This window comes from Actinoplanes sp. ATCC 53533, assembly GCF_003947245.1.
Genome location: NZ_QHHV01000047.1, coordinates 17,786 through 39,410, shown reverse-complemented (window position 1 = coordinate 39,410; position 21,625 = coordinate 17,786). Strand labels below are relative to the sequence as shown.

The 21,625-nt window shown below is 71.8% G+C and carries 21 protein-coding genes; all 21 read left to right on the top strand.

The features are described 5' to 3' along the window. Positions 1-500 precede the first annotated feature (500 nt). Complete coding sequence (locus DMB66_RS17290) at positions 501-1,340, top strand: TnsA-like heteromeric transposase endonuclease subunit (protein WP_125805119.1); 840 nt, start codon at positions 501-503, stop codon at positions 1,338-1,340. Beyond that, positions 1,337-3,607, top strand: a complete 2,271-nt coding sequence (locus DMB66_RS17285; RefSeq protein WP_125805118.1) for a DDE-type integrase/transposase/recombinase — start codon at positions 1,337-1,339, stop codon at positions 3,605-3,607. The genes DMB66_RS17290 and DMB66_RS17285 overlap by 4 nt, the downstream gene beginning before the upstream one ends. Beyond that, the gene (locus DMB66_RS17280) at positions 3,604-4,872 is read left to right on the top strand and encodes an AAA family ATPase (protein WP_125805117.1); all 1,269 of its coding nucleotides are present in this window, start codon (positions 3,604-3,606) and stop codon (positions 4,870-4,872) included. Before DMB66_RS17285 ends, DMB66_RS17280 begins: the two co-directional genes overlap by 4 nt. Beyond that, on the top strand, positions 4,869-6,776 hold the full coding sequence (locus tag DMB66_RS17275; RefSeq protein ID WP_158647261.1) for a TniQ family protein: 1,908 nt from the start codon (positions 4,869-4,871) through the stop codon (positions 6,774-6,776). The genes DMB66_RS17280 and DMB66_RS17275 overlap by 4 nt, the downstream gene beginning before the upstream one ends. A gap of 234 nt (positions 6,777-7,010) precedes the next feature. Then, positions 7,011-7,928 (top strand): MarR family winged helix-turn-helix transcriptional regulator, encoded by a 918-nt coding sequence (locus DMB66_RS17270; protein ID WP_125805115.1) that lies wholly within the window; start codon positions 7,011-7,013, stop codon positions 7,926-7,928. 144 nt (positions 7,929-8,072) lie between these two features. Continuing rightward, a complete protein-coding gene (locus DMB66_RS17265; RefSeq protein ID WP_158647260.1) occupies positions 8,073-8,750 on the top strand; it encodes a GGDEF domain-containing protein in 678 nt (225 codons plus the stop codon). Between the two features lie 144 nt (positions 8,751-8,894). Next, complete coding sequence (locus DMB66_RS17260; RefSeq protein ID WP_125805113.1) at positions 8,895-9,416, top strand: hypothetical protein; 522 nt, start codon at positions 8,895-8,897, stop codon at positions 9,414-9,416. Positions 9,417-9,482: 66 nt separating this feature from the next. Then, positions 9,483-10,013, top strand: a complete 531-nt coding sequence (locus DMB66_RS17255; protein ID WP_125805112.1) for a hypothetical protein — start codon at positions 9,483-9,485, stop codon at positions 10,011-10,013. Between the two features lie 156 nt (positions 10,014-10,169). Next, the gene (locus tag DMB66_RS17250) at positions 10,170-12,263 is read left to right on the top strand and encodes a hypothetical protein (protein WP_125805111.1); all 2,094 of its coding nucleotides are present in this window, start codon (positions 10,170-10,172) and stop codon (positions 12,261-12,263) included. A gap of 445 nt (positions 12,264-12,708) precedes the next feature. Next, positions 12,709-14,229, top strand: a complete 1,521-nt coding sequence (locus tag DMB66_RS17245) for an ATP-binding protein (protein ID WP_125805110.1) — start codon at positions 12,709-12,711, stop codon at positions 14,227-14,229. Further along, positions 14,229-14,369 carry a hypothetical protein gene (locus DMB66_RS61205; RefSeq protein ID WP_158647259.1) on the top strand — a complete coding sequence of 47 codons (141 nt, stop codon included), beginning with the start codon at positions 14,229-14,231 and terminating at the stop codon, positions 14,367-14,369. Before DMB66_RS17245 ends, DMB66_RS61205 begins: the two co-directional genes overlap by 1 nt. Then, positions 14,369-14,881 carry a hypothetical protein gene (locus tag DMB66_RS62590; protein ID WP_233624620.1) on the top strand — a complete coding sequence of 171 codons (513 nt, stop codon included), beginning with the start codon at positions 14,369-14,371 and terminating at the stop codon, positions 14,879-14,881. The genes DMB66_RS61205 and DMB66_RS62590 overlap by 1 nt, the downstream gene beginning before the upstream one ends. A 131-nt stretch (positions 14,882-15,012) precedes the next feature. Further along, the gene (locus DMB66_RS61200) at positions 15,013-15,150 is read left to right on the top strand and encodes a hypothetical protein (protein WP_158647258.1); all 138 of its coding nucleotides are present in this window, start codon (positions 15,013-15,015) and stop codon (positions 15,148-15,150) included. 241 nt (positions 15,151-15,391) lie between these two features. Then, the gene (locus DMB66_RS17240; protein WP_125805109.1) at positions 15,392-15,829 is read left to right on the top strand and encodes a hypothetical protein; all 438 of its coding nucleotides are present in this window, start codon (positions 15,392-15,394) and stop codon (positions 15,827-15,829) included. Between the two features lie 159 nt (positions 15,830-15,988). Next, positions 15,989-16,414, top strand: coding sequence for a hypothetical protein (locus tag DMB66_RS17235; protein ID WP_125805108.1), 426 nt, complete (start codon positions 15,989-15,991; stop codon positions 16,412-16,414). A 174-nt stretch (positions 16,415-16,588) separates the two neighbouring features. Then, positions 16,589-16,969 carry a hypothetical protein gene (locus DMB66_RS17230; protein ID WP_125805107.1) on the top strand — a complete coding sequence of 127 codons (381 nt, stop codon included), beginning with the start codon at positions 16,589-16,591 and terminating at the stop codon, positions 16,967-16,969. Between the two features lie 95 nt (positions 16,970-17,064). Further along, positions 17,065-18,108, top strand: coding sequence for a hypothetical protein (locus tag DMB66_RS17225; RefSeq protein WP_125805106.1), 1,044 nt, complete (start codon positions 17,065-17,067; stop codon positions 18,106-18,108). Positions 18,109-18,153: 45 nt separating this feature from the next. Beyond that, a complete protein-coding gene (locus tag DMB66_RS17220) occupies positions 18,154-19,188 on the top strand; it encodes a hypothetical protein (RefSeq protein WP_125805105.1) in 1,035 nt (344 codons plus the stop codon). A gap of 136 nt (positions 19,189-19,324) precedes the next feature. After that, on the top strand, positions 19,325-19,564 hold the full coding sequence (locus DMB66_RS17215) for a hypothetical protein (RefSeq protein WP_125805104.1): 240 nt from the start codon (positions 19,325-19,327) through the stop codon (positions 19,562-19,564). Then, complete coding sequence (locus DMB66_RS17210; RefSeq protein ID WP_125805103.1) at positions 19,561-19,863, top strand: hypothetical protein; 303 nt, start codon at positions 19,561-19,563, stop codon at positions 19,861-19,863. Before DMB66_RS17215 ends, DMB66_RS17210 begins: the two co-directional genes overlap by 4 nt. Before the next feature lie 173 nt (positions 19,864-20,036). After that, positions 20,037-21,179, top strand: a complete 1,143-nt coding sequence (locus tag DMB66_RS17205; protein WP_125805102.1) for a M23 family metallopeptidase — start codon at positions 20,037-20,039, stop codon at positions 21,177-21,179. Positions 21,180-21,625: the final 446 nt, after the last annotated feature.

The window sequence follows — 21,625 nt, the reverse complement described above, 5'->3', positions numbered from 1 at the left end:
TGACTAAACGCGCAGACGAGGTGACGAGGAATTCCGCGCCAGTCGAGAGCTTTGCGCCTGGTGATCGCGGAACTCGATCGAAGACACCAGCGGCTTCAGTCGAGGGTGCGCCACGTACTCCCGTGCCACCCGACTCGACTCAGCCGGCACCGGATCTCGACCAGCAAGGCCCGCCGGGACCTTCTATAGGAAGCCTGTAGAGCCGATCGCCATAGCGGCCCTGAGTGTGTGGATCATGGGCGAGCCCCGGCGGGATGCGGCTTCGCTCATCGCCTATACGTGGAGACCGTCGCCTTGAGGTACTGCCGCTGGCGGAGATCTCGTATCCGTTCCAGACATGAGCGCAACTCCAGTGCGCCAGCCGAGACGGAATCCACCGTTATAGAGCGTCACTCCGTGCGAAGAGCGCGATAGCGCCCGTTGCGCTGTTCGACTCGCCGCAAAGCAACGCGAATCGGAAACCTCGGCTCGGGTAGACATCAGTCTTGTTGGATTGATGGATGTCAGGCGTTACGGCCAGATGTGGAGAACTCTGGTCCGACCGGTGCGGGCTTGCGGGTCTGTGCACGCAGTGGGCGGGCTTCGACGGGGCACGGGGGTCGCTGGCTCTGGCTGACGGGTGGACCGGACGGTGGCGGGCGCAGTGGCGGGCATCGGACGCCTCGGTGCTCTGCGCGGTGCGTGACTTGGCCTCGATCCCGACGTCGCGGTGCGAGCCGGTGCGCCGGTTCTCCTGGCGTCGGGGACAGCGGCACCGTCCGGGCTTGCAGTTCATGGTGTCGACCGGCCGTCACCACGGGTTCGAGAGCATCGCCGAGCAGCGGCTGCTGCTCGCGGTGGACTTCGCGGGCGGCGTGAGCGACGTGTTGGGCCAGCCGTTCCGGTTGCGGTTCGCGACCGGGTCCGGTTGGCGGGAGCACATCCCGGATTTCCTGGCGGTGGCGGCCGAAGGTGGCCTGTTGATCGATGTGCGGCCGGGTGAGCGGATCGGCGATGACGACCGGGTGTGCTTCACCGCAGCGAGGGAAGCGGCGTTGGCGGCCGGCTGGCGGTATCTGGTCGTCACCGGCTGGCGGCCACACGTGCAGACCAGCCTGGACACGCTGTCCGCGCAGCGCCGCCCGCTGCGCGACCCGTTGGGCCTGCAGTCGGAGTTGTTCGCGGCGGTCGCGTCAGGTCCGCGATCGTTCGGCGATCTCGTGGCGGCCACCCGGCTCCCGGCGGTGGCACGGGCTCATGCACTGCACCTCATCTGGCACCGGCGACTCGGGATCGACCTGTCGACCCCGATCAATGACGCAACGAAGGTGTGGGCATCACCGGCCGGAGCTGGCCGATGAGTCAGCACGCCGGCCTACTCGACCTGTCGCCCGGCGCCGTCGTCGTGGTCGATGACGTCGAGTGGCTGGTCGAGTCGTTCGCCCCGGAGTACGGCCACGTCCAGCTGCACCGTGGTGACGGTACGAAGATGCAGACAACGGTGCGGGTCCTGCTGACCGGCCCGGCAGCCCGCGCGCCGGTGAACGCGACGACTCTGGGGACGTGCGCGGGGTCCCGGCAACCGGTGACGTTGGCCGACCTGACGCGGGATCAGCGGGAGCTGGCGCTGCTGCGGCTGGCGCACGTGCTGGAGGTGGAGACCGGGTTCCGTGGTGGTGATCCGTTGCGGCCGGGTCCGGGTGAGCCCCGTGCGGGCTATGACCCGGACGCCACGACGTTGACCGCGCGGCGGCTGGCGAAGGTAGCCGAGCTCAACGCCCTTGATCCGCAGGACGCGCGGCGGCTCGGGTTCGCCCATGTCAGCCTGCGCACGCTGGAGCGGTTGGGCGCGGACTGCCGCCGGTTCGGTGTCGCCGGGGCGATCCTGGGCAGTTGGGTACGCCGCAGCGGTGGACGGCCGAGCATCACCGAGCCGGTCCGCGAGGCCGTCTTCGCGGTGCGGGCCGAGACTCTGCACCGGTCGCGGATCAGCATGATGGCGCGGCGTCGGCTTGTCTGCCAGTACGTGCGGGAGAAGTACGGCGAGCAGGTCCAGGTGCCGTGCTACGAGACGCTGCGGCAGGTGTGGCGGGAATGGTTCGGTCCCGGCGGTGCCCGGCAGCGCTATCAGCGGTCGGCCGCCGCGGTCGAGGCCACCGGAACCCATGTGGTGGTGCACCGGCCGGGGCAGGTCATCGCGTTGGACACCACGCTGCTGCCGGTGAAGGTCCGCGAGAGCGTGTTCGGCGACCCGGTATCGACACATTTGACGATCGCGTTGGACGTGTACACGCATTCGCTGGTGGCGTTCCGGCTGACCTTGGTGTCGGACACGTCGGTGGACGTGGCGATGCTGCTGCGCGACGTGATGACACCCCTGCCGCTACGCGACGGGTGGGGCGACGACATGATCTGGCCCTATCCGGGAGTACCGGCCGCGGTGGTGGCCGAGTTCGCGGGATACCCGGTCGCCGCGTTGCCGTTCTTCACCCCGGAGACCGTTACGACCGACCACGGCTCCGTCTACAAGAACCACAATCTCGTGGAAGTGCAGCGGGTCATCGGCGCGAACATACTCCCAGCTCGGGTGCTGCGCCCGACGGATAAGCAGGCAGTGGAACGCGCGTTCGGCGCCATACAGAGCCTGCTGTTCGAGCACTTGCTGGGCTATCAGGGCGTCGATGTCGCGGACCGGGGTGTCGACCCGGAGGCCGACGCCGTGCTTACGGTCGAGGCGATGGAACACCTGGTCGCGACCTGGTCGGTGAAGATCTGGCAGAACCGGGTGTTGGGCCAGTACGCCCCGGCCTGGGATCCCGGAGGTCGGCACAGCCCGAACACCTTGTTCGCCGCCGCGATGGCCCAGGGCGGGTTCGCGTTGCAGATCCCCACGCCGGAGTTGTACTACGAACTGCTCCCCGCCCACCACGTCAGCATTCACGGCCGACGGGGGGTGAAGATCCGCGGACTGTGGTACGACGGGCCGGGCCTGGACGACTACCGCAACGAGCCATCGACCCGAGGCGGCGTCCACAAAGGCAAATGGGTCTTGCGGGCAGATCCCCGAGACCGGCGGACCGTGTTCTTCCACGACCCCGCTGGCGGGCAGTGGCACACCTTGCGGTGGACTGGTCTGCCGACCGAGGGCGAGATCCCGTCGTTCTCCGACGCCCGAGCCCGGCAGCTTCTCGAGCACGCCCGCCAGGCCGGCCTGAAACCGCGCTCGGACGCGGAGTTATTGCCGCTGCTGCTGGACCTGCTCGCCGATCTCACGCCGGTTCAGCAGTGGCCCACCCAAGCCGGCCCAGCCGGGACGGGTAAACGGCGCCGCACCGAGCACGCGCGGGAGGCGACACAGGCCGCCGCCGCGCACGCCGACCGCCCCGAGACGCCGTCTCCGGCGGCCGAGCCGGGGTCCGGGCAGGATGCGGGGACGGTGGTGTCGATCCGTCCGGCGGGCCGGGTCGCGCAGGTGCAGACCGCGGTGGACGCCGAGCGTCGACGGCGCCGCGAGGCCGCGGTGCCGGACCGGCCGCAGCCTCCGCCGCGTCTCGGTGATGCGTTCCGGCGGCGCAGCCTGTTCCTGCTTCCCGCCGACGAGCCGGACGAGCCGGGGCAGGCCGGATGAGTGGCGAGCTGCCGGACACCGCGGCGTTCACGCTGCCCGGCCCGGCGATCGCCCGGGAGACCGCCGAAGGTTGGAGCCAGTGGCGGACCACCCGGCACGGCTTCACCCCGGCGCCGCGGTTGTCGCTGGCGCAGTGGCGAACGTTGAGTCCGCGACAGCGGGTCCTGCACGACCTGCACCGGGCCGCCACCCACGCGAACTTGCCCATTCAAGAGACCCCGATGAGCGCGAGGGTCGCCCGGGTGATGGGCTCCCGGCTGTTCAACAACGCCCTGAAGCACAAGCCGACCACCCGCGCCGGACTCATGATCAACGGCGGTGGCTACCAGGGCAAGACGGAGACGGTTTGCGAGATCGCCGCCGCGTTCGAAGACCAGTGGCTGGACCTGCACCAGCAGATCAACCCGCACGCGGTGCCCGGCACCCGGGACCTGCACGCCGCCGTCGCCTACGTGCAGACGCCGGTCACCGCCAGCCCGAAAAGCGTCTGCCAGGCGATCCTCGACTTCTACGGCGCACTCCACAAGGGCATGACGCTGCCGCAACTTCTCCACGCCGTGCGTGGCTCGCTTTACGACCACGCCACCAAGGTCCTCATCCTGGACGACATCACCCGGCTGCGGATGCACCGCGAGGCCGACCAGGACGCCCTCGATCTGATCCGCGCGTTGATGAGCATGCACCTGACCCTGGTCCTGGTCGGTGTCGGCATCCCCGCCTCCGGGCTGCTGCGCGAAGGCCGCCGGGACCGGGCCACCGGACAGGTCGTCTTCGCCCAACCCCGCCACGCCCGTACGTTCACCGACGAAGCGGCCACCCAGACCGAACGCCGTTTCGACCTGATCGACCTCGACCCGTTCCGCTACGACACCCCGCAGACCATCGCGGCCTGGGTCACCCACCTGGCCGGCATCGAGGACAACCTGCGGCTGCTGCGCGCCGAGCCGGGCATGCTCACCGACGGGGCCATGCCGGAGTACCTGTTCCGCCGCACCGGCGGCATCGTCGGCCTCCTCGAACGGCTCATCGAGGACGGCGCTGCACACGCCATCGACACCGGCGCCGAACAGTTGACCACCGATCTGCTCGACACCATCGCCATCAACCTCGGCAACCTGGCCCGCCGCGACACCACCGCAGGCGAGATCCCTGACATCCCCCCACGACCGGCCCCGAGCAGCGGCAAAAGCAGCAAACGCCGTAACACCGTCTTCGACGACCACGGCGGCACCAGCGGCGACCAGCCGACGGCATCGACCGCGTGACCAGCCGCCTGCCGCGCAGCCTCGACCCGCTACCTGACGAGTCGCTGCCCGGCTACCTGCTCCGGCTCTCCCACCGCCTCGGCCTGGCACCCACCCGGCTGCAACAGGCCACCGGCCTCGCGCTCGCGCCCAACGCCGCCCGAGCCAGCACCATGCTCGCCCTGACCCCGGCAACGACCGCCGTGTTCGCCCACGCGACCCGGCTCAACACCGCCGAGGTCACCGCCCTGACCTTGGGCAGCCTGGCCACCCGTTACCCGCCGGTCGACCTCGCTCGCACCGGCAGGGATCAGCGGCGCCTCGTGCACGGCCTGTTCGTCCGCGAAAGCTGGGTGTTCGCCCGGTTCAGCCGGTACTGCCCGCACTGCCTGGCCGGGGACGGCAGCCTCATCCAACAACATCACGGCGGCGGCTGGAACAAACTCTGGCGCCTCCCGATCGTCTTCGCCTGCCCCACCCACCAGCGGCTACTCGCACACACCTGCCCTGCCTGCGGCCAGCCCGCCCTGTCGCGCAGCCCTGGCGCGGCGATGATCCCGCGCGGCGGCGACAGCACACTGCACCCCGCCGCTTGCCGAGCCCACCGCCCCGGATCGCGACCAGCCAGCGGCTCCTGCGGTCACCGCCTGGACCAGGCGCCGGCCGCCACCAGCACCCACGACCTTGCGGCGCCGCTCGCCCTGCAACACCGGCTGCTGACCCTGCTCAGCGCCGACGACGCGACCACGATCAGCGCCGGTGGTCCGGCCACCTCCAGCCAGTACGTCACCGACCTGCGGATCCTCACCTGCCTGATCACCGCCTCCTGGCCCACCGGCCGGCACCTGGTCGACACCGAGGACGCCGCCGGCCTCATCGACCGGCACGCCGAGAACGTCCAACGCCAGATCAACCAAGACCGTCGCGAGCGGCGATACCCCCGCGACAACGCTCTATACGACGCGCCACCCGCCGACGCCGCCACCGCCGCGGCGCTTCTCACCGCAGCAGCCCGCATCACCGACGCGGACAGCCCAGACTCGGCCCGCGACATCGTCGCTCCGCTGCTGGAGAACCAGCCGGGGACCCGCCCGTGGGTCAGGAAGTTCCTACCCGGCGACGGCTACTGCTCACCGGGGGTGCAGGCCGCGCTCGGTCCCGAAGTCGGCGCGCTGCACGTCATCAAACGCACCGGCGTCCCGCACTACTCCACCCGTCGGCGCCTACCTGCGCCGTTGCCGGTCCGCTTCGGCATCCAGCACATCCCGCAGCGCCCACCCGAACAGTGGCTCAACTACCTCGACGAGTTCACCGACCTCAAGTCGCGGCTGCTGGAGCACGTCCTCGTGATCCGGCTCGCGCACGCCACGACCGGCCGAACCCTCATCGACGCCGCGAACCAGCTCGGCATCCCCCGCCTCGCCGCCGACAACGCGCTACGCGTCACCCACCGGGCGCTGGCCGCCACCTCCCGCCACAAGGCGTTCGACCACGCCGTCGGCAACCTCATCGAACACCTTGACACCACTGCGGGCTTGACCGACTACGGCCGGCGTCGCGACGCACTGCGCACCTGGGAGATCCCTCCCGGCCAATGGCAGGAACTCATCGACGGACTGCCCGGCCAACTGATCAAGAACCGCCTCGTGCCGCACACCCACTGGGGCGACGGCAAACGCCGACTCGCCAGCACCTGGGCCTGGACCGAACTGACCCACGGCGATCACATCTACGCCCCCGCCGTCCGCCCCGACGTCCACGCCACCCGGCCCGGAGGCGAAGACGTCCACTACGTCCACACCCGCTGGCAGCACCTGCTACGCCCCTCGCCCTACGGCCACTTCCGACAACTCCGCGACCGCCTCGATCCGTTCATCCGACAACTCGGCGAACACATCGACAACGGCCAGCTGCCGCGCCAGTAACGCCGGCTGAGTCCTTCGATCGGGGCCGTTTACGAACGAGACGGCAGAGAACCGGCGAGACGCCGGCAGCGCCGTCCCGCCATCTATCGCTGGTAACCGCCATCTATCGCTGGCAATCACACCTGTGACTCCTCACGCGCCGGACACACGACGCGCATCCGACTTGATCAATCCCTTCTTTGAAGGGTGGATCAGTGCACTCCTCTCCTGCCAACCGACCAGAAGGGACCAGCGATGACCGACGAATCTCGCGACCGCACGACCGGTGAGTCCGACGAGGCCGAGCCGGCGAACAGCAACTTTGCCGTTTTGGCCGCGATCGCGGAACTCGGCCTGGACGCCACCCCCGCCGCCATCGCCAAGAAGGTCGGGATCGCCTATTCCACGGTGAACCCGAAGCTTCGCTCCTGGGAGACCGCCGGGCTGGCCGAACGATTCCGGCACGACACCGGCCAGACGCTGTGGCGGCTGACCGACGCCGGTCGGGCCAGCACCGCGACACCGGCCCAATTCGCCGACGCCGCAACGCCTTCTGAAACGGCACCGGCCGACATCACCACGGGCGAGGCCGCCGAGCCGGCTATGCCGACCGGCTCCCACGAGAGCACCGACGGCGGCGACGCCGACGAGGCGACGACTTCTGTCGCTACGCCCGCTCCCGCGGACAGCGACACGGCCACCTCCGAGCCGGTCGAACCCGAACGGGATGAGCCCGCTGGTAGCGGCACAGCCGATGCAGCACCGGCTGACGCGGACAACGCCGACGCCCCGGCGGACCCGCCGGCCCCGGACGCCGCGCCGCAGCCGGACGCCGCCGCGATCGATCAGGTCAACGACGACAGCGCACCGGCCCCGCAACCGGCCGCCTCGGCCACGCCCCCGGAGGGCGGCCGGATCCGACGGCCTTCCGGTGCGCTCGACCGCACAGCCATGCGCGTCGTGCAGGCCAACCCGGACACCGAGTACAAGGTGACCGACCTGGCGCGGCTGATCGACAAGGCCGACGACGCCGACGGCCGCAACTACAAAATCGCCAGCCCCGGCGCAGTCGTGCTCGCCTGCGAGCGGCTCGTCGACCGCGGCCACATGACCAAGGTCAACGAGCGGCCGGCCACCTTCAAGTTCGCCAAGGCCCTGCCGGCCAACCCGTAAGGCCCCGCAGACCCCCGCCGAGGGGCAACGCGCAGCGGGCGCCTGTTTCCCCGATCCTGCCGTACCGGTGCCCGGAGGCGGGCGTCGAAGTTGGTCGCCTCACGCCCGCCTCCGGTGCTCCTTCGAACGCAAGGAGCCCCGACAGTGTCTCTCATCCTCAGCCACCTCGCCGCCGCAGCCTGCGGCGTCCTGGCCACCCTCGTCCTGTTCGGCCCCCACCTGCGCTCCTTGCGCCGCCGGCTGGCCGCCGCGGAGTATCGGGCCGCCCACGACGCGCTGACCGGCCTGGCCAACCGTCGTGGCGTCCTCGCCCACCTGCGTGAGGCGACGATGCGCACCGAATCCGTCGGGGTCATCCTGCTCGACCTCGACGGCTTCAAGGCGGTCAACGACACCCTCGGCCACGCCGGCGGCGACGACCTGCTGCGGGAGGTCGCCCGGCTGCTGCAGGCACTGCCCGCTCCGGTACGACTGGCCGGCCGGCTCGGCGGCGACGAGTTCGTGGTCGTCGTCGACGGCGACGCCGACACCACCGCCGCCGTGGCCCACGAGATCTGGACGCTGATCACCGGCGCACCGTTCACCATCGCCGAGGACACCTTCGAGGTCGGCGCCAGCGTCGGGCACGTCAGCAGCCGCCTCGGCTGGACCGCCCGCAAGCTGCTGCACTACGCCGACCTGGCGATGTACGACGCGAAGGACGCTGGCGGTGGTGTCGCCGCCTACCACCGCGTGCCCGCCGACCGGGAGGTCGTCGACCGGCCCGCGCAGCGCTGCCGCGACCGCCGCCGCACCGGTGGCGGCGATCGGCTGGACCCCTGACCGGGGTACGACCGGGCGTTCAAACCTCCTCGTGAACGCCGCCAGCCCCGGCGGCTTTGAACGCCCGTGCGTCGCCCGGCCGCCGCACCTTCCGGATCGCTCCGATCCGTCTGAATCCGAACCGACACTTTCCTGGAGACGCTCATGCTCACCGACATCCAGCAACAAGCGATCATTCACTGCCTCAACGGCATCGACGAGCACGCCCAGCGCGCCTTCCCCCACCCGGCGCCGAACCTGCTCGCCATCCTGCTCGATCGGCCCGTCCAGGGGCACCCCGATCCGACCGCCCGGCACCTCGGGATGAATCCCGCCCCGGTCCCGCCCGATGCCTGGGACCACCCCGATGGCACGGTCGCCGCCCTGCGCAAGGCCAGCGCCGACCTGCACGACCCGGTGATCCAGGCCAGGCTCGCCACCGCCACCGGCGATGTCCGGCTGCTGGCCTGGGTGTTCCTGCACACCGACGTCGTCATCGACGCCGAACTCGGCCCGCAGCAGGTGCGCTTCATCGACGCCGTCGATCTCGACGACCGGACCTACATCCTCACCCGCCTACCCGGGGCGCCCGCAGGTGCCGTCACCGTCTACGCCCCCGGCGCGGGCGACGACAGCGGCACCGTCGAAGTCCTGCGCACCCTCGCCCGCAACCTGCGCACCCACTGACTCGCGGACGCGGCCCGGCCGTGTCGATCCCGCCATCCGGCGACACCTCACGCAGGGAGTATCCCCGTGTTGTCCTTCCGCACCACCCACGCGATCACTGGTGAGCTGATCGCCGCCACCGGATCCGCCGATTGGCGCGGCCACCCGCTGCTGCTGCTCATCCAGGACCGGCCCGCCGCCCACCCGCAGGTCCCCGACGCGCGGCACCTGCGCTCCACCCCGATCGACCTGCCCGACCACCTGTGGACCGCGCACCCCGGCGGTGTCGCTGCCGTCCTCGACGACCTGGCCGCCGGCGCGGTCGACCCGACCCGCCCGATCACCCACCACGACGACTTCGGACCCGACGCGCGCCTGATCGCCCTGGCCGTCTGTTACGACGACATCCTCACCGACCCCGACACCGTCAGCGTCGCGGCGATCCGCCGGGTCGACGCCGTCGACACCGACGGCCGCGTCTACCAGCTCTCCCGGCTGCCCCACGAGCAGCACGCCTTCACGGTGATCGACGACGAGCCCGACCCGGGCGACACGCCCGCCACCTACCCGGGCCTGCGCGGCCTGCTGCACGCGCTGGGCCACCAGCCCGCTTCCTGACCCGAAGCCCGCATGCCCAGCGACCACCAGCCAGCCCTCGCCGGTCCCCGGCGCTCCCGCCCGTCGCCGAGCGCGCGTGCAGACCTACCCCGAAGCCCCACGGACCGGGCTCCCGCGCGTCCAAAACCAGCACCCCACCCCTTTCAGGAGACCACAGTGGACAACGGTAATCCCGCCGTGCAGACCCCACCCCACCCCTCCGGCAGCACCATCGCCGCGCCGGACCCGATCATCCTCGACGAGATCGCGTACCCCATCTCGCCGGAGTACGTGAAGTCCTGGACAGAGGTGCGCGCGATGTGCGAGCTCATCGCCAACGCCCTCGACGAGGACTCGAACGCGCGCGTCGGCTGGGCCGACGGCTTGCTCACCATCACCGACGACGGCCCCGGCATCCCCGAGGAAGGACTCATCCTCGGCCACTCCACCAAGACCGACGAGCAGATCGGCCAGTTCGGGGAGGGAAAAAAGCTCGCTGCCTTGGTCTTGTCCCGCAGCGCCCAGATCGGTGCCGTGCGGTTCGACACGGTGGGCTACGGGTTCATCCCGACCGTCGAGCCGCGCCGCCTGCTCGGCGGCCTGGTCCCGTCACGGTCCGAGCGGGGCGCGGAGGTGCTCGTCTACCACCTGTACCGCACCGACCGCACCCGCGGCACGGTCATCACCGTCGCGTGCAAGCAGGAGCTCGCCGAGGAGGCTATCGGGCGGTTCCGGTCCCTGGCCGAACCCGGCTACCAGCCGCCCACGACACCGGGAGCGTGCGTGCTGGGCGGTAAGCCCGGCCGGGTGTGGATCGGCGGCGTGCTGGTCAGCACCGTCACCGGCTTCCTGGGCTCCTACGATCTGCCGCTGGACAGCAAGGGCCTGCAGAACCGTGACCGCACCGTCATCGAGGCCGGCGCCCTGCGCGACGCGGTCCGCGCGATCCTCGCCGCCAGCGAGGACCCGCAGGTCATCGACCGGTTCGCCCGGCACGTGCTCGACGGCGGCCGGCTACGGGAACAGGAGCAGTTCTTCCCCGAGGTCACGGCGCCCCGCGCCCGGGCCGCGTGGCGGGCGTGGGCCCGCGCCCATCTGCCCGCCGACACGTACTACACGGCCTCCGGCAACGAAGAGGCCGCCCTCGCTCTGGTCGATCATGGCTACCAGGAGGTGGCCGCCAAGGGTCTGGCCGACTACCAGCAGCGACACGTCATGGACCTGCTCGGCGTCGAGATCGCCAGGGCCCGGCAGACCCGGCACTACGAGCGGACGAAAGGCAAGACCACCTGGGTCGCCGAGAAGGCACTGACGCCGCACGAGCGGGCGGTGTTGGCCGAGGGATGTCGGCTGGTCCGCGCTGCGATCGGGCCGTTCGCGTTGGACCGGGTTCGGGTGTACAGCGAGAGCGAAGAAGCGCCCTGCGCACACGGGTTCTATGTCCCGCGCAGCGGGGATGTCGCCATCCACCGCGACGCCCTCGCCGACCGGCACGAGGCCCTCGAGACACTGGTGCACGAGTCGGCGCACCGGGTCGGGCACCGCGGCGGTGGCCGCTGGGTCGCGATCCACGACTACCACGACCGCACCCGCGGCTTCGAACGGCTGCTCACCTGCTTCGCCGCGCTGATGCTGGGCCACCTCGCCGACGGCGGCAACCTGCCCACCCCCGCCGCCCTGCCCGACCCGGCACCCACGACGCGCCGGCGGGTTGCCGCCGCGGACGACCCCGCCGTCCCGGCGGTGCGCCGCGAGCTGGCCCACCTGCTCACCGACCGGCTGGCGCACGCGCTGGCCGCCGGCACGTTCGCCAGCGAGAAAGACCTCGTGGCCTCCACCGCAGTGCATATCGGCTACTGGCGCACGCTGACCAACCCGAAAACCGCCGGCTACCGCAAGACCCAAGGCGGCGGGCCGTGGGACTACGACAAGGTCGCCCTGCTCGCCGAGGCGGCCGGCGTCCACCCGCCGGTCGTGTGGCTGGCCTACCACCTGTGCGAAGGCGCCATGCACGGCCGACCCCGGCAGAACTGGGGCAAACCCGGCCGGTGGGCGAAGAAGATGCGCGACGCGGTAACCCGCGCCTGCACCGACCTGGAGACCCTCGGCGGCGCCTACGCCGCGCAGATCCCCGCCCTGCACGCCCTGACTGCCGGGACGACACCCAGCCCGACCGGCGACGACAGCTGGCAGGCCCCCGCGCGGACCCTGGTGGCGCTCGAACGGCAACGGCTCGGCCTCGACAAACCGACCGTATCGAACGGACATTGACGGTCACCTGACCGCGATGGACGGGCGCCAGCACCGGCACTGTCGCCAAAGAAGCATGTGCGTGATCGCCGCCCGAACCCGCTGTCCGCGCCATCGGAACGGCCACCGAGCTGATGCGGTGCGGTGACGACCGCATCGGCGGTGCTGCCGGTGCGCTACCAGGCATCTCGTCCACCCGCCATCGACGGCGGATGGCTGCTACGTCACCGCGCTTTGCGCCGGTGCCGGCAGTTCCAGCTGGTCGCTGCACGTCCGGGCCTACGGACGTGCCCGGTGCAGGACGGCCCTCGGCGCCGCGCGAACACCCCGGGTAGCCCGACGGGGGTCGCCGCCCACGCCGGTCCCGTCACCTCAGCCGGATCCCGGCGTACCTCGCCCCACCCCACACGGTGCACGCCGGGGACCGTCCCGGCGTGCACCACCCTGCGTAGAAAGGACACCCGCCATGACCGAAACCATGCACGGCATCCAGCCGGTGATGGTGCCAGCGGCGGCACGTACCGGCCACGCCCGCCTCGTCGGCATCCTCGCCGTACCCGCCACCGACCAGCGATCGACCACCATCACGGGCCTGCCCGACCAGGACGCCCGGACCACCCGCGACCGTGTCTACGCCGCGATCAAGAACTCTGCGGGCTGCGTCTGGCCCCAGCAGCCGATCACCCTGAGCGTCGAACCCCACGGCCTGTCGGCCGGGGACAGCGGCCTCGACCTGGCGTTCGCCGTCGCCCTGCTCGCCGCCAGCGGCCAGATCCCCGCGGACCGGATCCCCTGCACCCTGTGGATCGGGGAACTCGGCCTGGACGGCACCCTGCAGCCGGCTTCGCAGCTGGCGATCCGGCTGGCGGCCGTGGCCCACGCCGGGCCGCCCGACGCGATCGTCGCGCCCGGCGACCTCGCCGAGGCTGCCCTCGCGGCCCGCGGCCAGGTGTCCACCGCCCGGACCCTCGCCGCGCTGGTCGCCGCGCTGCGCGGCGACGTACCGCTGCTGACCCCGCAGGCGTGGCCGACCGCGCCCCCGTGGCCGGGCGCCGACCTCGCCGACCTGCCCGCTGGCCACAGCGCAGCGCGGCGGATCCTGGAGGTCGCCGCCGCCGGCGGGCACCACCTGTTGTTGACCGGCCCGCCGCAGGGCGGGGCGGGGATGCTCGCCGAGCGGCTGCCCGGTCTGCTGCCCGACCTCGACCCCGGCACCGCCGGCGAGGTCGCCGCCGCCCACCGCACCGCAGGCACCCTGCCGCCGGAGGCGATCGTGCGGCACCGCCCGCCCTGGCAGGCGGTGCACCACACGATCAGCCGCCCCGCCCTGACCGGCACCCTGCACCGGCCGGGTGCCGTGGGCCTGGCGCACGGCGGGGTGCTGTTCTGCGACGACGCCGGCGAGCTGTCCAGCTTCGCCCGGGACGCGCTGTGCACGGTGCTGGACCAGCGGCGCGTCACCCTGCTCGGTGCCGGGACACGCGTCAGCTATCCCGCCCGCATGCAGCTTGTGATGTCGGCGCATGGTCACCGCACGGCGTCCGATACCGCGAGTTGCGGATGCTCGCCCGCAGCAGGCCCCCGGGCACGGGTCCGCATGGCGCGGCTGTTCGACCGGGTCGACATCCACGCCTTCCCGCCCCCGCTGGCGCAGGTGGCCGCCGGCCAGCCGGTCGGGGAGTCGACGGCGGTGGTCGCCGCCCGGGTGGTCGCCGCCCGCGCCGCGGCCTCGGCCCGGTGGGCCGGCCAGCCCTGGGCCACCAACGCCGAGGCGACCGCCGAGGAACTGCAGGCTGCCCTGGCCCTGGTCCCAGGCGGCCGGTTCGCGCCGCTACGCGACCTGGTCCGGGCCGGGGCGTTGTCGCAGCGCGGCAGCGTGCACGTCCTGCGGCTCGCCCTCACCGTCGCTGACCTCGGGGGACGTCGCCGGCCCAGCGCCGAGGACGTGGCCGAGGCGATCCGGCTGCGCACCGGCCAGGAGGCGTGATGGGCCCCCTCGACCCCACCCGCCGGGCACGCGCCGGTCTGTCCCGGTTGTTCGAGCCCGGTGCCGCCGACGTCATCGCCGACCTCGGCCCCGCCGAGGGACCTGACCCCGCCCGCGATGACAGCGGACTGGAGCGATGATGCCGGCCCGTACTCAGCAGGAGATCGTCGCCCGGCTGCAGCAGGTCCGCGCCGGTGGCGAGGACCTCTACGGCTTCCAGGAGGAAGTGCTGCTCCCAGCGCTCGACTTCGACCACGCCCGCCCGTTCCTGCACCCGAGCGTCACCCGCACCAAGTGGCGGCAAACGGTGGACCTGGAGTCACAGGCACGCGCGTACCTCGAGTTTGCCATCGACAAGATCATCGACCATCGCAGCAACTCGGCCTGGCGCTCGACCGTCAAACTCGCCGAACTGGCATGGCTGCTCGGCCGCGACGACGTCGTCGCAGCCATGCACGCCGCCGGCTACCCCTGCTATGGGGCGCCGAAGGTGAAAGCGTTCGCCGACGGGTTCGGCTGGCGGTTCGCCGATGGGCTCGGCTGGCGGCTCGCCGAGACAGTCGAGGACCGCCAGCCCCGCCGGGCACTGATCCGCATGGCGCAGGGCCGGCAATGCGACCCAGCCGGATGTCAGCGCGGTTGCGCCGACTGACACGGCCTCGGATGCAGCCGCGTCGTCCGATTTGACCATGGGACGACTTGACCACGGGAGCAAAGACGAGCGTCCATGGGCACCCACCAGGGCCGACCCGCCAGGGCGGCCGAACATCACGAGGAGTGCCCATGGGCAGCACGGCAACCGACCCGCAGGTCACCGGCACCGAACCCGACACCGACGACCAGCCCACCACCGACTCGAAGCCCGCCGGCGAGCCCGGCGAGCAGGACACGCCCGAGCCGGAGCCGACCACCGCGGGCTGAACCCCGCACCAGCGACATCTCTCCCCTTTGGCCGGTCCAGCCCGCGCCGACGCGACGACATCCGTCCGGCGGCAGCGGCTGGACCGGCCGCTTTCGCCTGTGCCGCCGGGCCAGGACCTCCTCGCCCCACCGTGCCGAGACGACCGGCCACACCCCGGACGACCAACGCCGCGCGATGAGCCCGAAGCCGCGCGCGGTGAACCGCTTGTCCGGAACGTAGCGCAAAGGAGTAGTGGCACCAGTGACGATCGACGACGACTACACCCTCGCCGAGGGCGACGACATGCCCGCACCGTGGTGGCGGCTCGCTGGACGCATCCCGCTGACCGTCCGCGAGCGCACCAGCATCATCCCCGGCCTGCCGCTGCTGGCCTACGGGCCACAGTTCTCCGCCGGGGTGCTGTCGGTGTTCGGGCCACGCTATCTCGACCTGTCTCACTTCACCTGCTGGGACGCCTACCGGCCGGGCAACACCGCCGCACACCGGTCCGCGTTCGACGCGCTGCAGCACGCGCACCCGGACACGTTCAGCACCGTCATCGGGCGCGGCGGACCCGACGCCGTGTGGCTGGTGCTGCGCCTGACTCGGCTCACCGACCCGATCGCCGACACCCTCCTGCGGGTGCACGACCAGACCTGCCCCACCACGGAGCACCTCTGGTACGACCCGACCAACTGAACCCCGGGCACCAAGCCGCCACCCGCCGGGGCCGCCGGCCGTCTCCTTGCCGCCCACACGGCGACGGACACGGCACGCCAACTGTCCACGCCGGACAAGGGTGTCCCGCCCTCCACCGCCAACCCGCGTCGCCCCATGCCCGAGGAGGCCTGACATCGCATGCCCAGAACAGTTCACCTGCTGGTCACGATCGAACTCGCCGACGGCCGCACCGCCGAGCAACTCCGCGCCGATGTCGAACGGAAACTCGTCGCCGACCAGGCCAGCGTCACGCTTCTCAACAATGCGCACGACAACACCGTCGCGCCGCCCTCGGCGGAACCGGCTGAGTGGCAGCGCACCGACCCTGCGGCCCGCGAACGGGCCGCCTACCTGGCCGCGGTCATCACGGCGTTGATGCGGCGCGACCCGGCCCTGGACCCCTACGTGTCGCCGATCTGCCCGGAGTGCGGCCAGATACCGGAGCCGGACGACGACGGCCATTCCGTGCTCGGCGCCGTCGTGGTGATCGGCTGTGAGGGCTACTGGGTCATCAACCCGAACGTGGTCGGGATCCACCGCCCGACCTGGCAGCCGCAGGACTGACCCGAGCCTTCGCGGCCGACTTGCGATTTGTCGAAAGGCGAGCGTCGATCTGTCCTGGTCATCACCCGGGGTGGGATCCCGAGAACGTCTCCCTGCTGGTTCCCGGGAACCCCGGCGCCACCCGGGTGGTGACCCCTCACGGACGTGTCGACCGCCGCGAAAGGGCCCAGTGTCATGCGCGACCCCAGCCCGCATCCCTCGGCCCGCCCGCCGGTGCCCGACAGCGTCGGCGACCTGCTGCTGTGGCGCCTCGCCGTCGACGTCGCCGCCGCCCACCAACCCGGCCCCGACGGCCGCTGCACCAGCCTGCTCTGCACCGACCAGCACAGCTACCCGTGCCCCCCGGCCACCGCCGCGCACAGGGCGTCCCTCGCGGCCCACCGGCGGACGCCGACCGCGCGAGGCCGCGCCACGGTACCTACGGCCGGTACCGGCCGGGCCGCGCTGATCGGCGCGGCAGCCGCCGTCGCACAGCCGACCGGTGCCGCGTCGCTGTACCCGCGCGACGCGTGGCCACCACCGCTGCGCCGCCCCGCCGCTGGGCGGGCCGCCTAACCGCTGTGTCGACAACCCCCTTTTGCGCCGCCCCGACATCGATCCAATCGGCGGCGCGCCCGCGCCGCCGGACCTGCCCTGCCCGGAGGTGCCCGTTGAGTTTCCACACCGAAACCACCCTGGCCGGCTACGCCCGCGCCGCTGTCGACCTGCGCATCCACATGGCCGAGGTCAGCGCCACTCCCACGGACCTCACCTACCTTCGCGAGTTGCTCGCCAGCCGCGTCATGCCGGCCATGCTCGAGCACCAGGACAAGACCACCGTGGTCGAGAGCATGGTCGACGCGGTGGGCCGCGCCACGAGAGCCGCGTGGGCGCACGGTGACAGCTTCGTGCTCGCCCCGGCGATGACCGCGATCATCGCCGCCGCCGCCGAGGCCCTCGACCTCACCGGTGACCTGCTCACCGCCGAGGCCGCCCCGTGCGACACCGGCGTGCTGTTCCTGCCCGAGCCGATCTATCACCGCCGGCCCACCGGCACCGTCGCCGCGATCGGCGCGCTCACCTGGACGCTGGCCACCGCCCACAGCGGCCAGCAGTTCTGGCTGATCTGCTCCCACTCGCCGCTGCACGACCCCGACGACCCGAACGCGGCCGACATCCGCCAAACCCTGCAAGCCGCGCCGCACCTGCGCGCGGGCCTCGGCCCGTACCTGCTCAACGACTTCGACTACCTCCCGCTCGCCCGGCCCGTTCCCGCCGCACCGGACACCCCGCCGGTCGACGAGGACGACCTGGACTGGCAAAGCGCCCCGGACGGCCGGTACGTGATCCTCGACGACGGCATGCGTACCGGCGTCGCCACCGCGATCCTGTACGCCTTCTGGCGCATCCAGGCCCAACCCATCACCATCGCCGCGAAACCACCGCTGGACCGGCCCGCCCGCCGACGGGCCGCGCGTGCCTCGATCGTGCACGACACCCGCGTGGTCATGCTGCGCCGCACCAGCCCCATCGGCGAACCCGGCGACGGCGAAGCCAAGTGGCACTACCGGGTCCGGTTCGTCGTCAAGGGCCACTGGCGGCGTCTGCACGACAAGCAGGGCCAGCCATATCGGATCTGGATCCACGCCCACATCAAAGGCCCCGACGGCGCCCCACTGCTGCACGGCGAGAAGGTCGCTGTCCTCGCCCGCTGAACGCGCCCCGCACACGGCCCCGCACAAAGACGAGGAGAAGCCGCTGTGGGCTTCCAACACGAGTCCACCCTCGCGGGCTACGCCCGGGAGGCCGTCGACCTCAAAATCCGCATGACCGAGTACTTCAGCACCTCCGGATTCGCCGACTACGCCCGCAACCTGCTCACCGTCCAACTCTCCGACGACAACACCCCAGGACTGCGCTTCACCGACCGGGCCATCGCCCAGATCAGCCACTACGGCAGCACCACATGGCAACTCGGCGAGCCCTACGTGCTGGCCCCCGCGATGACCGCGGTCATCGCCGCGGCGGCGAACACCCTGGACCTCACCGGCGACGTCCTCACCGACGACATCGCACCCACCGACACCGGAGTGCTGTTCCTCCCGGAGCCGATCTACCAGCGCCACGACGACGGCACCATCCACTCCGTCGGCGCCATCACCTGGACCCGCGCGGCGCCCATCGGCAACGGACCGCCGGTCTGGCGGATCGCCGCCTGGGCCGACCTCAACGACCCGCACGACCCCACCCTCGCCGCCATCCGGCAGCACGTCGCCCAGCAGCCCGCGCTGGCCACCGCACTGAGCCCGTACCTGTTCCTCGACCTCGACCAGCTACCCATCGGCGCACCGGTGCAAGGCGTCGCCTGGAGCGACACCCCCGAGCCTGAACAGGACTGGCAGAACGCCCCGGACGGCCGCTACGTCCTCGAAACCACCAGCACCCCCACCAAGGTGTGCGTCCGGATCGCCTATGCGTTCTGGCGCATCAGCGCCCAACCCCTCGCCACCCTCGCCCAACCGCCGCTGGAACGGCCCGCCCGCCGCCGCGCCAACCGCGCATCCATCGTGCACAACACGCGGGTGGTCATGCTGCGCCGCACCAGCCAGGCCGCCGACCGCGGCGATGACGACGCCAAGTGGCACTACCGGGTGCGGTTCGCCGTACGCGGCCACTGGCGACGCCTGCACGACAAAGACGGCCGACCGTACCGGATCTGGATCAACGCCTACATCAAAGGCCCCGACGGCGCCCCACTGCTGCACGGCGAAAAGGTCGCCGTCCTCGCCCGCTGACCTCCCGAGCCGACCACCTCGGCCCCGGCACGGTCCCCGGCCGCGAACAACTCGTTCAGCCCAGGACGCCGTCGAGGCCTACTCACCGGGTCTCGACGGCGCGCACCCCCACATCGGACGGAGGCACCACCTCGTCATGACACCAGCACCTACCCGGCCCCTCACCATCGACCACCGGCAGCAGGCCAGCCGGGCCGCACCCGGCCTCGATCGGCGGGCCGCCCGCGCACACCACGCCACGCCACCACCTGCCGGTAATCCGCGAACGGCGACGCATCCGGCCGTGCCGGCCCACCAGCGTGCGGCCGTCGGGCGCCTGCCCGGCAACGCCCGGCACGACACACCACCCGCCACCGATGCGGGGCGGCGGCGATGACCGCAGACGACGACAGGGACCGCATCACCCGGCTCCAGCTGCGCTACATCCTCGCCGACGCCCTGCTGGCCGGCATAGGCCCGATCGACCTGCGGGAGGTCGCTACCGCCGGCGGCATCCCGGTGCAGCCGGACATGACCGAAAGCGAACTACGCGAGGCGATCCGCGCCAGCAACGCCGCTGCCGCCCGCGTCGCGGGCGTGCCCATCGACGGCCTGCCCCGCCTCACCGCCTCGCAGGCCCACGACCTGGCCCGGTGGCTCAGCGGCGCGGCCGTATCGCTGGACGAACCCGGATAAGCCCTTCGGCAGGGCGATCGGGGTGAACCACCAATGCCGGGCGGACACGTCCGCCCGGCCGCCGAACCCCACTGCGTTCGCGCCTTCCGCAAAGGACTCCTCATGGCACCGCTCACCGGCTCACCGCCTACCCACCAGGCCCGACGGCCACCCGATCACCCGGGGAGGCGACGATGACCGCGCGCGCCGTGACGTGGCTCGTGATCGCCGTCTGCTCCGTGCTGCTGCTGTGCTCCGGACTGTTCAGCGCCGTGTTCGTCGGCGGCAGCGCCGCAGTGCCCGCCAGCTGTTACGCGCCGGCCGACCCCAGCGCCTCGACGTCGAACCCTGCGGTGGACCTGACTCCACCCGCCGGCGGGTTCGACCCGATCGGGGACTGGAGCAGCGAGCAGGTCGGCAACGCGGCGACGATCATCGCGGTCGGCGTCAGGCGCGGGATGCCCCCGCGCGGATGGGTCATCGCCGTGGCGACCGCGATGCAGGAGTCGAAGCTGACCAACCTGCCCAATCTGGGCGACGAGAACGACCACGACTCGGTCGGTTTGTTCCAGCAACGCCCGAGCGCAGGCTGGGGCACGGTGGAGCAGCTGATGGACCCGGTTTACGCCAGCACGAAGTTCTTCCAGGCGTTGAAAAGCGTGGACGGCTGGCAGGCGATGCCGCTGACGCAGGCGGCGCAGGCGGTGCAGAAGAGCGCCTACCCGGACGCCTACGCCAAGTGGGAGCCCGACGCGACCACCCTGGTCGGCAAGCTCACCGGCCTGACGGCCGGGCTCGGCGACTGCAGCGCCAACGTCGGCCCGCTCGGCTGGACCCAGCCGGTCATCGCCGAGGTCGGCAGCGGCTTCCGCACCGCCGAGCGGCCCTCGCACGACGGCGTCGACCTCGGCGTCGGCAAAGGCACCCCGATCCACGCCGCCGCCAGCGGGATCGTGACCCGGGTGCGGTGCAACGCCATCGACGTACGAACCGGAGCCGACTGGGGCTGCGACCGCGACGGCGACCCCGTGCTCACCCGGGGCTGCGGCTGGTACGTCGACATCGAACACCCCAACCCCGGTGGCCCCGGCGGGGTCATCGTCACCCGCTATTGCCACATGCTCACCCAGCCCGCCGTCGCCGTGGGCCAGCACGTGGTGGCCGGACAGGTCATCGGCATCTCCGGCAGCAGCGGGCACTCGTCCGGCCCGCACCTGCACTACGAGGTCCACCTGGGCGACCAGCCCATCGATCCGGTGGCCTTCATGCAGCGGGTCTGCGCCCCGCTGGGCCGGTTCGCCACGCCACCGCCCTGCGAACTTCCCTCCGGCGGCTGAACCGGCACCGCTCATCGAACCAAGTCCTGCCGCCGTTCGACCAGCTACGCCGCCGAACGGGCCGCCGGAACTGGGAGCCAGCCGCACGCGAGCCAGCCGGACCGGTCTCGCTGCGGGGCGGTCCCTGACGTCCGCCGGCGCGGTGGCGGGTTCCGGGCATCGCCGTCGTGATCGACGAGGACTGCGGCAAATGCGCCGTGGAGTCCCTGCTCGGCGTCACCCCGCCACCCGGGATGGCCGCCGCCGCGCTGGATCACGAGTACCTCGGACTACCCATCACCGTTGTCGACTCCTCAGCACCAGCACATCGTTCGGGTTTCGCGGCGCCGTCCGGCAGGTCCGGCCGCCGCGGCCACCAGCTCGCCGTGCGACCACGACTGAGGCTGCAACCCAGGCATAACCGGACGAACCAGCGCGCGCCGGCAGCCGCCGCCGGTCGGCCCTTG

Excerpts from the sequence above, each read along its gene's own strand:
- DMB66_RS17290 (WP_125805119.1), top strand. The coding sequence starts at position 501 with ATGTCAGGCGTTACGGCCAGATGTGGAGAACTCTGGTCCGACCGGTGC.
- DMB66_RS17285 (WP_125805118.1), top strand. The coding sequence starts at position 1,337 with ATGAGTCAGCACGCCGGCCTACTCGACCTGTCGCCCGGCGCCGTCGTC.
- DMB66_RS17280 (WP_125805117.1), top strand. The coding sequence starts at position 3,604 with ATGAGTGGCGAGCTGCCGGACACCGCGGCGTTCACGCTGCCCGGCCCG.
- DMB66_RS17270 (WP_125805115.1), top strand. The coding sequence starts at position 7,011 with ATGACCGACGAATCTCGCGACCGCACGACCGGTGAGTCCGACGAGGCC.
- DMB66_RS17260 (WP_125805113.1), top strand. The coding sequence starts at position 8,895 with ATGCTCACCGACATCCAGCAACAAGCGATCATTCACTGCCTCAACGGC.
- DMB66_RS17245 (WP_125805110.1), top strand. The coding sequence starts at position 12,709 with ATGACCGAAACCATGCACGGCATCCAGCCGGTGATGGTGCCAGCGGCG.
- DMB66_RS61205 (WP_158647259.1), top strand. The coding sequence starts at position 14,229 with ATGGGCCCCCTCGACCCCACCCGCCGGGCACGCGCCGGTCTGTCCCGG.
- DMB66_RS62590 (WP_233624620.1), top strand. The coding sequence starts at position 14,369 with ATGCCGGCCCGTACTCAGCAGGAGATCGTCGCCCGGCTGCAGCAGGTC.
- DMB66_RS61200 (WP_158647258.1), top strand. The coding sequence starts at position 15,013 with ATGGGCAGCACGGCAACCGACCCGCAGGTCACCGGCACCGAACCCGAC.
- DMB66_RS17235 (WP_125805108.1), top strand. The coding sequence starts at position 15,989 with ATGCCCAGAACAGTTCACCTGCTGGTCACGATCGAACTCGCCGACGGC.
- DMB66_RS17230 (WP_125805107.1), top strand. The coding sequence starts at position 16,589 with ATGCGCGACCCCAGCCCGCATCCCTCGGCCCGCCCGCCGGTGCCCGAC.
- DMB66_RS17215 (WP_125805104.1), top strand. The coding sequence starts at position 19,325 with ATGACACCAGCACCTACCCGGCCCCTCACCATCGACCACCGGCAGCAG.
- DMB66_RS17210 (WP_125805103.1), top strand. The coding sequence starts at position 19,561 with ATGACCGCAGACGACGACAGGGACCGCATCACCCGGCTCCAGCTGCGC.
- DMB66_RS17205 (WP_125805102.1), top strand. The coding sequence starts at position 20,037 with ATGACCGCGCGCGCCGTGACGTGGCTCGTGATCGCCGTCTGCTCCGTG.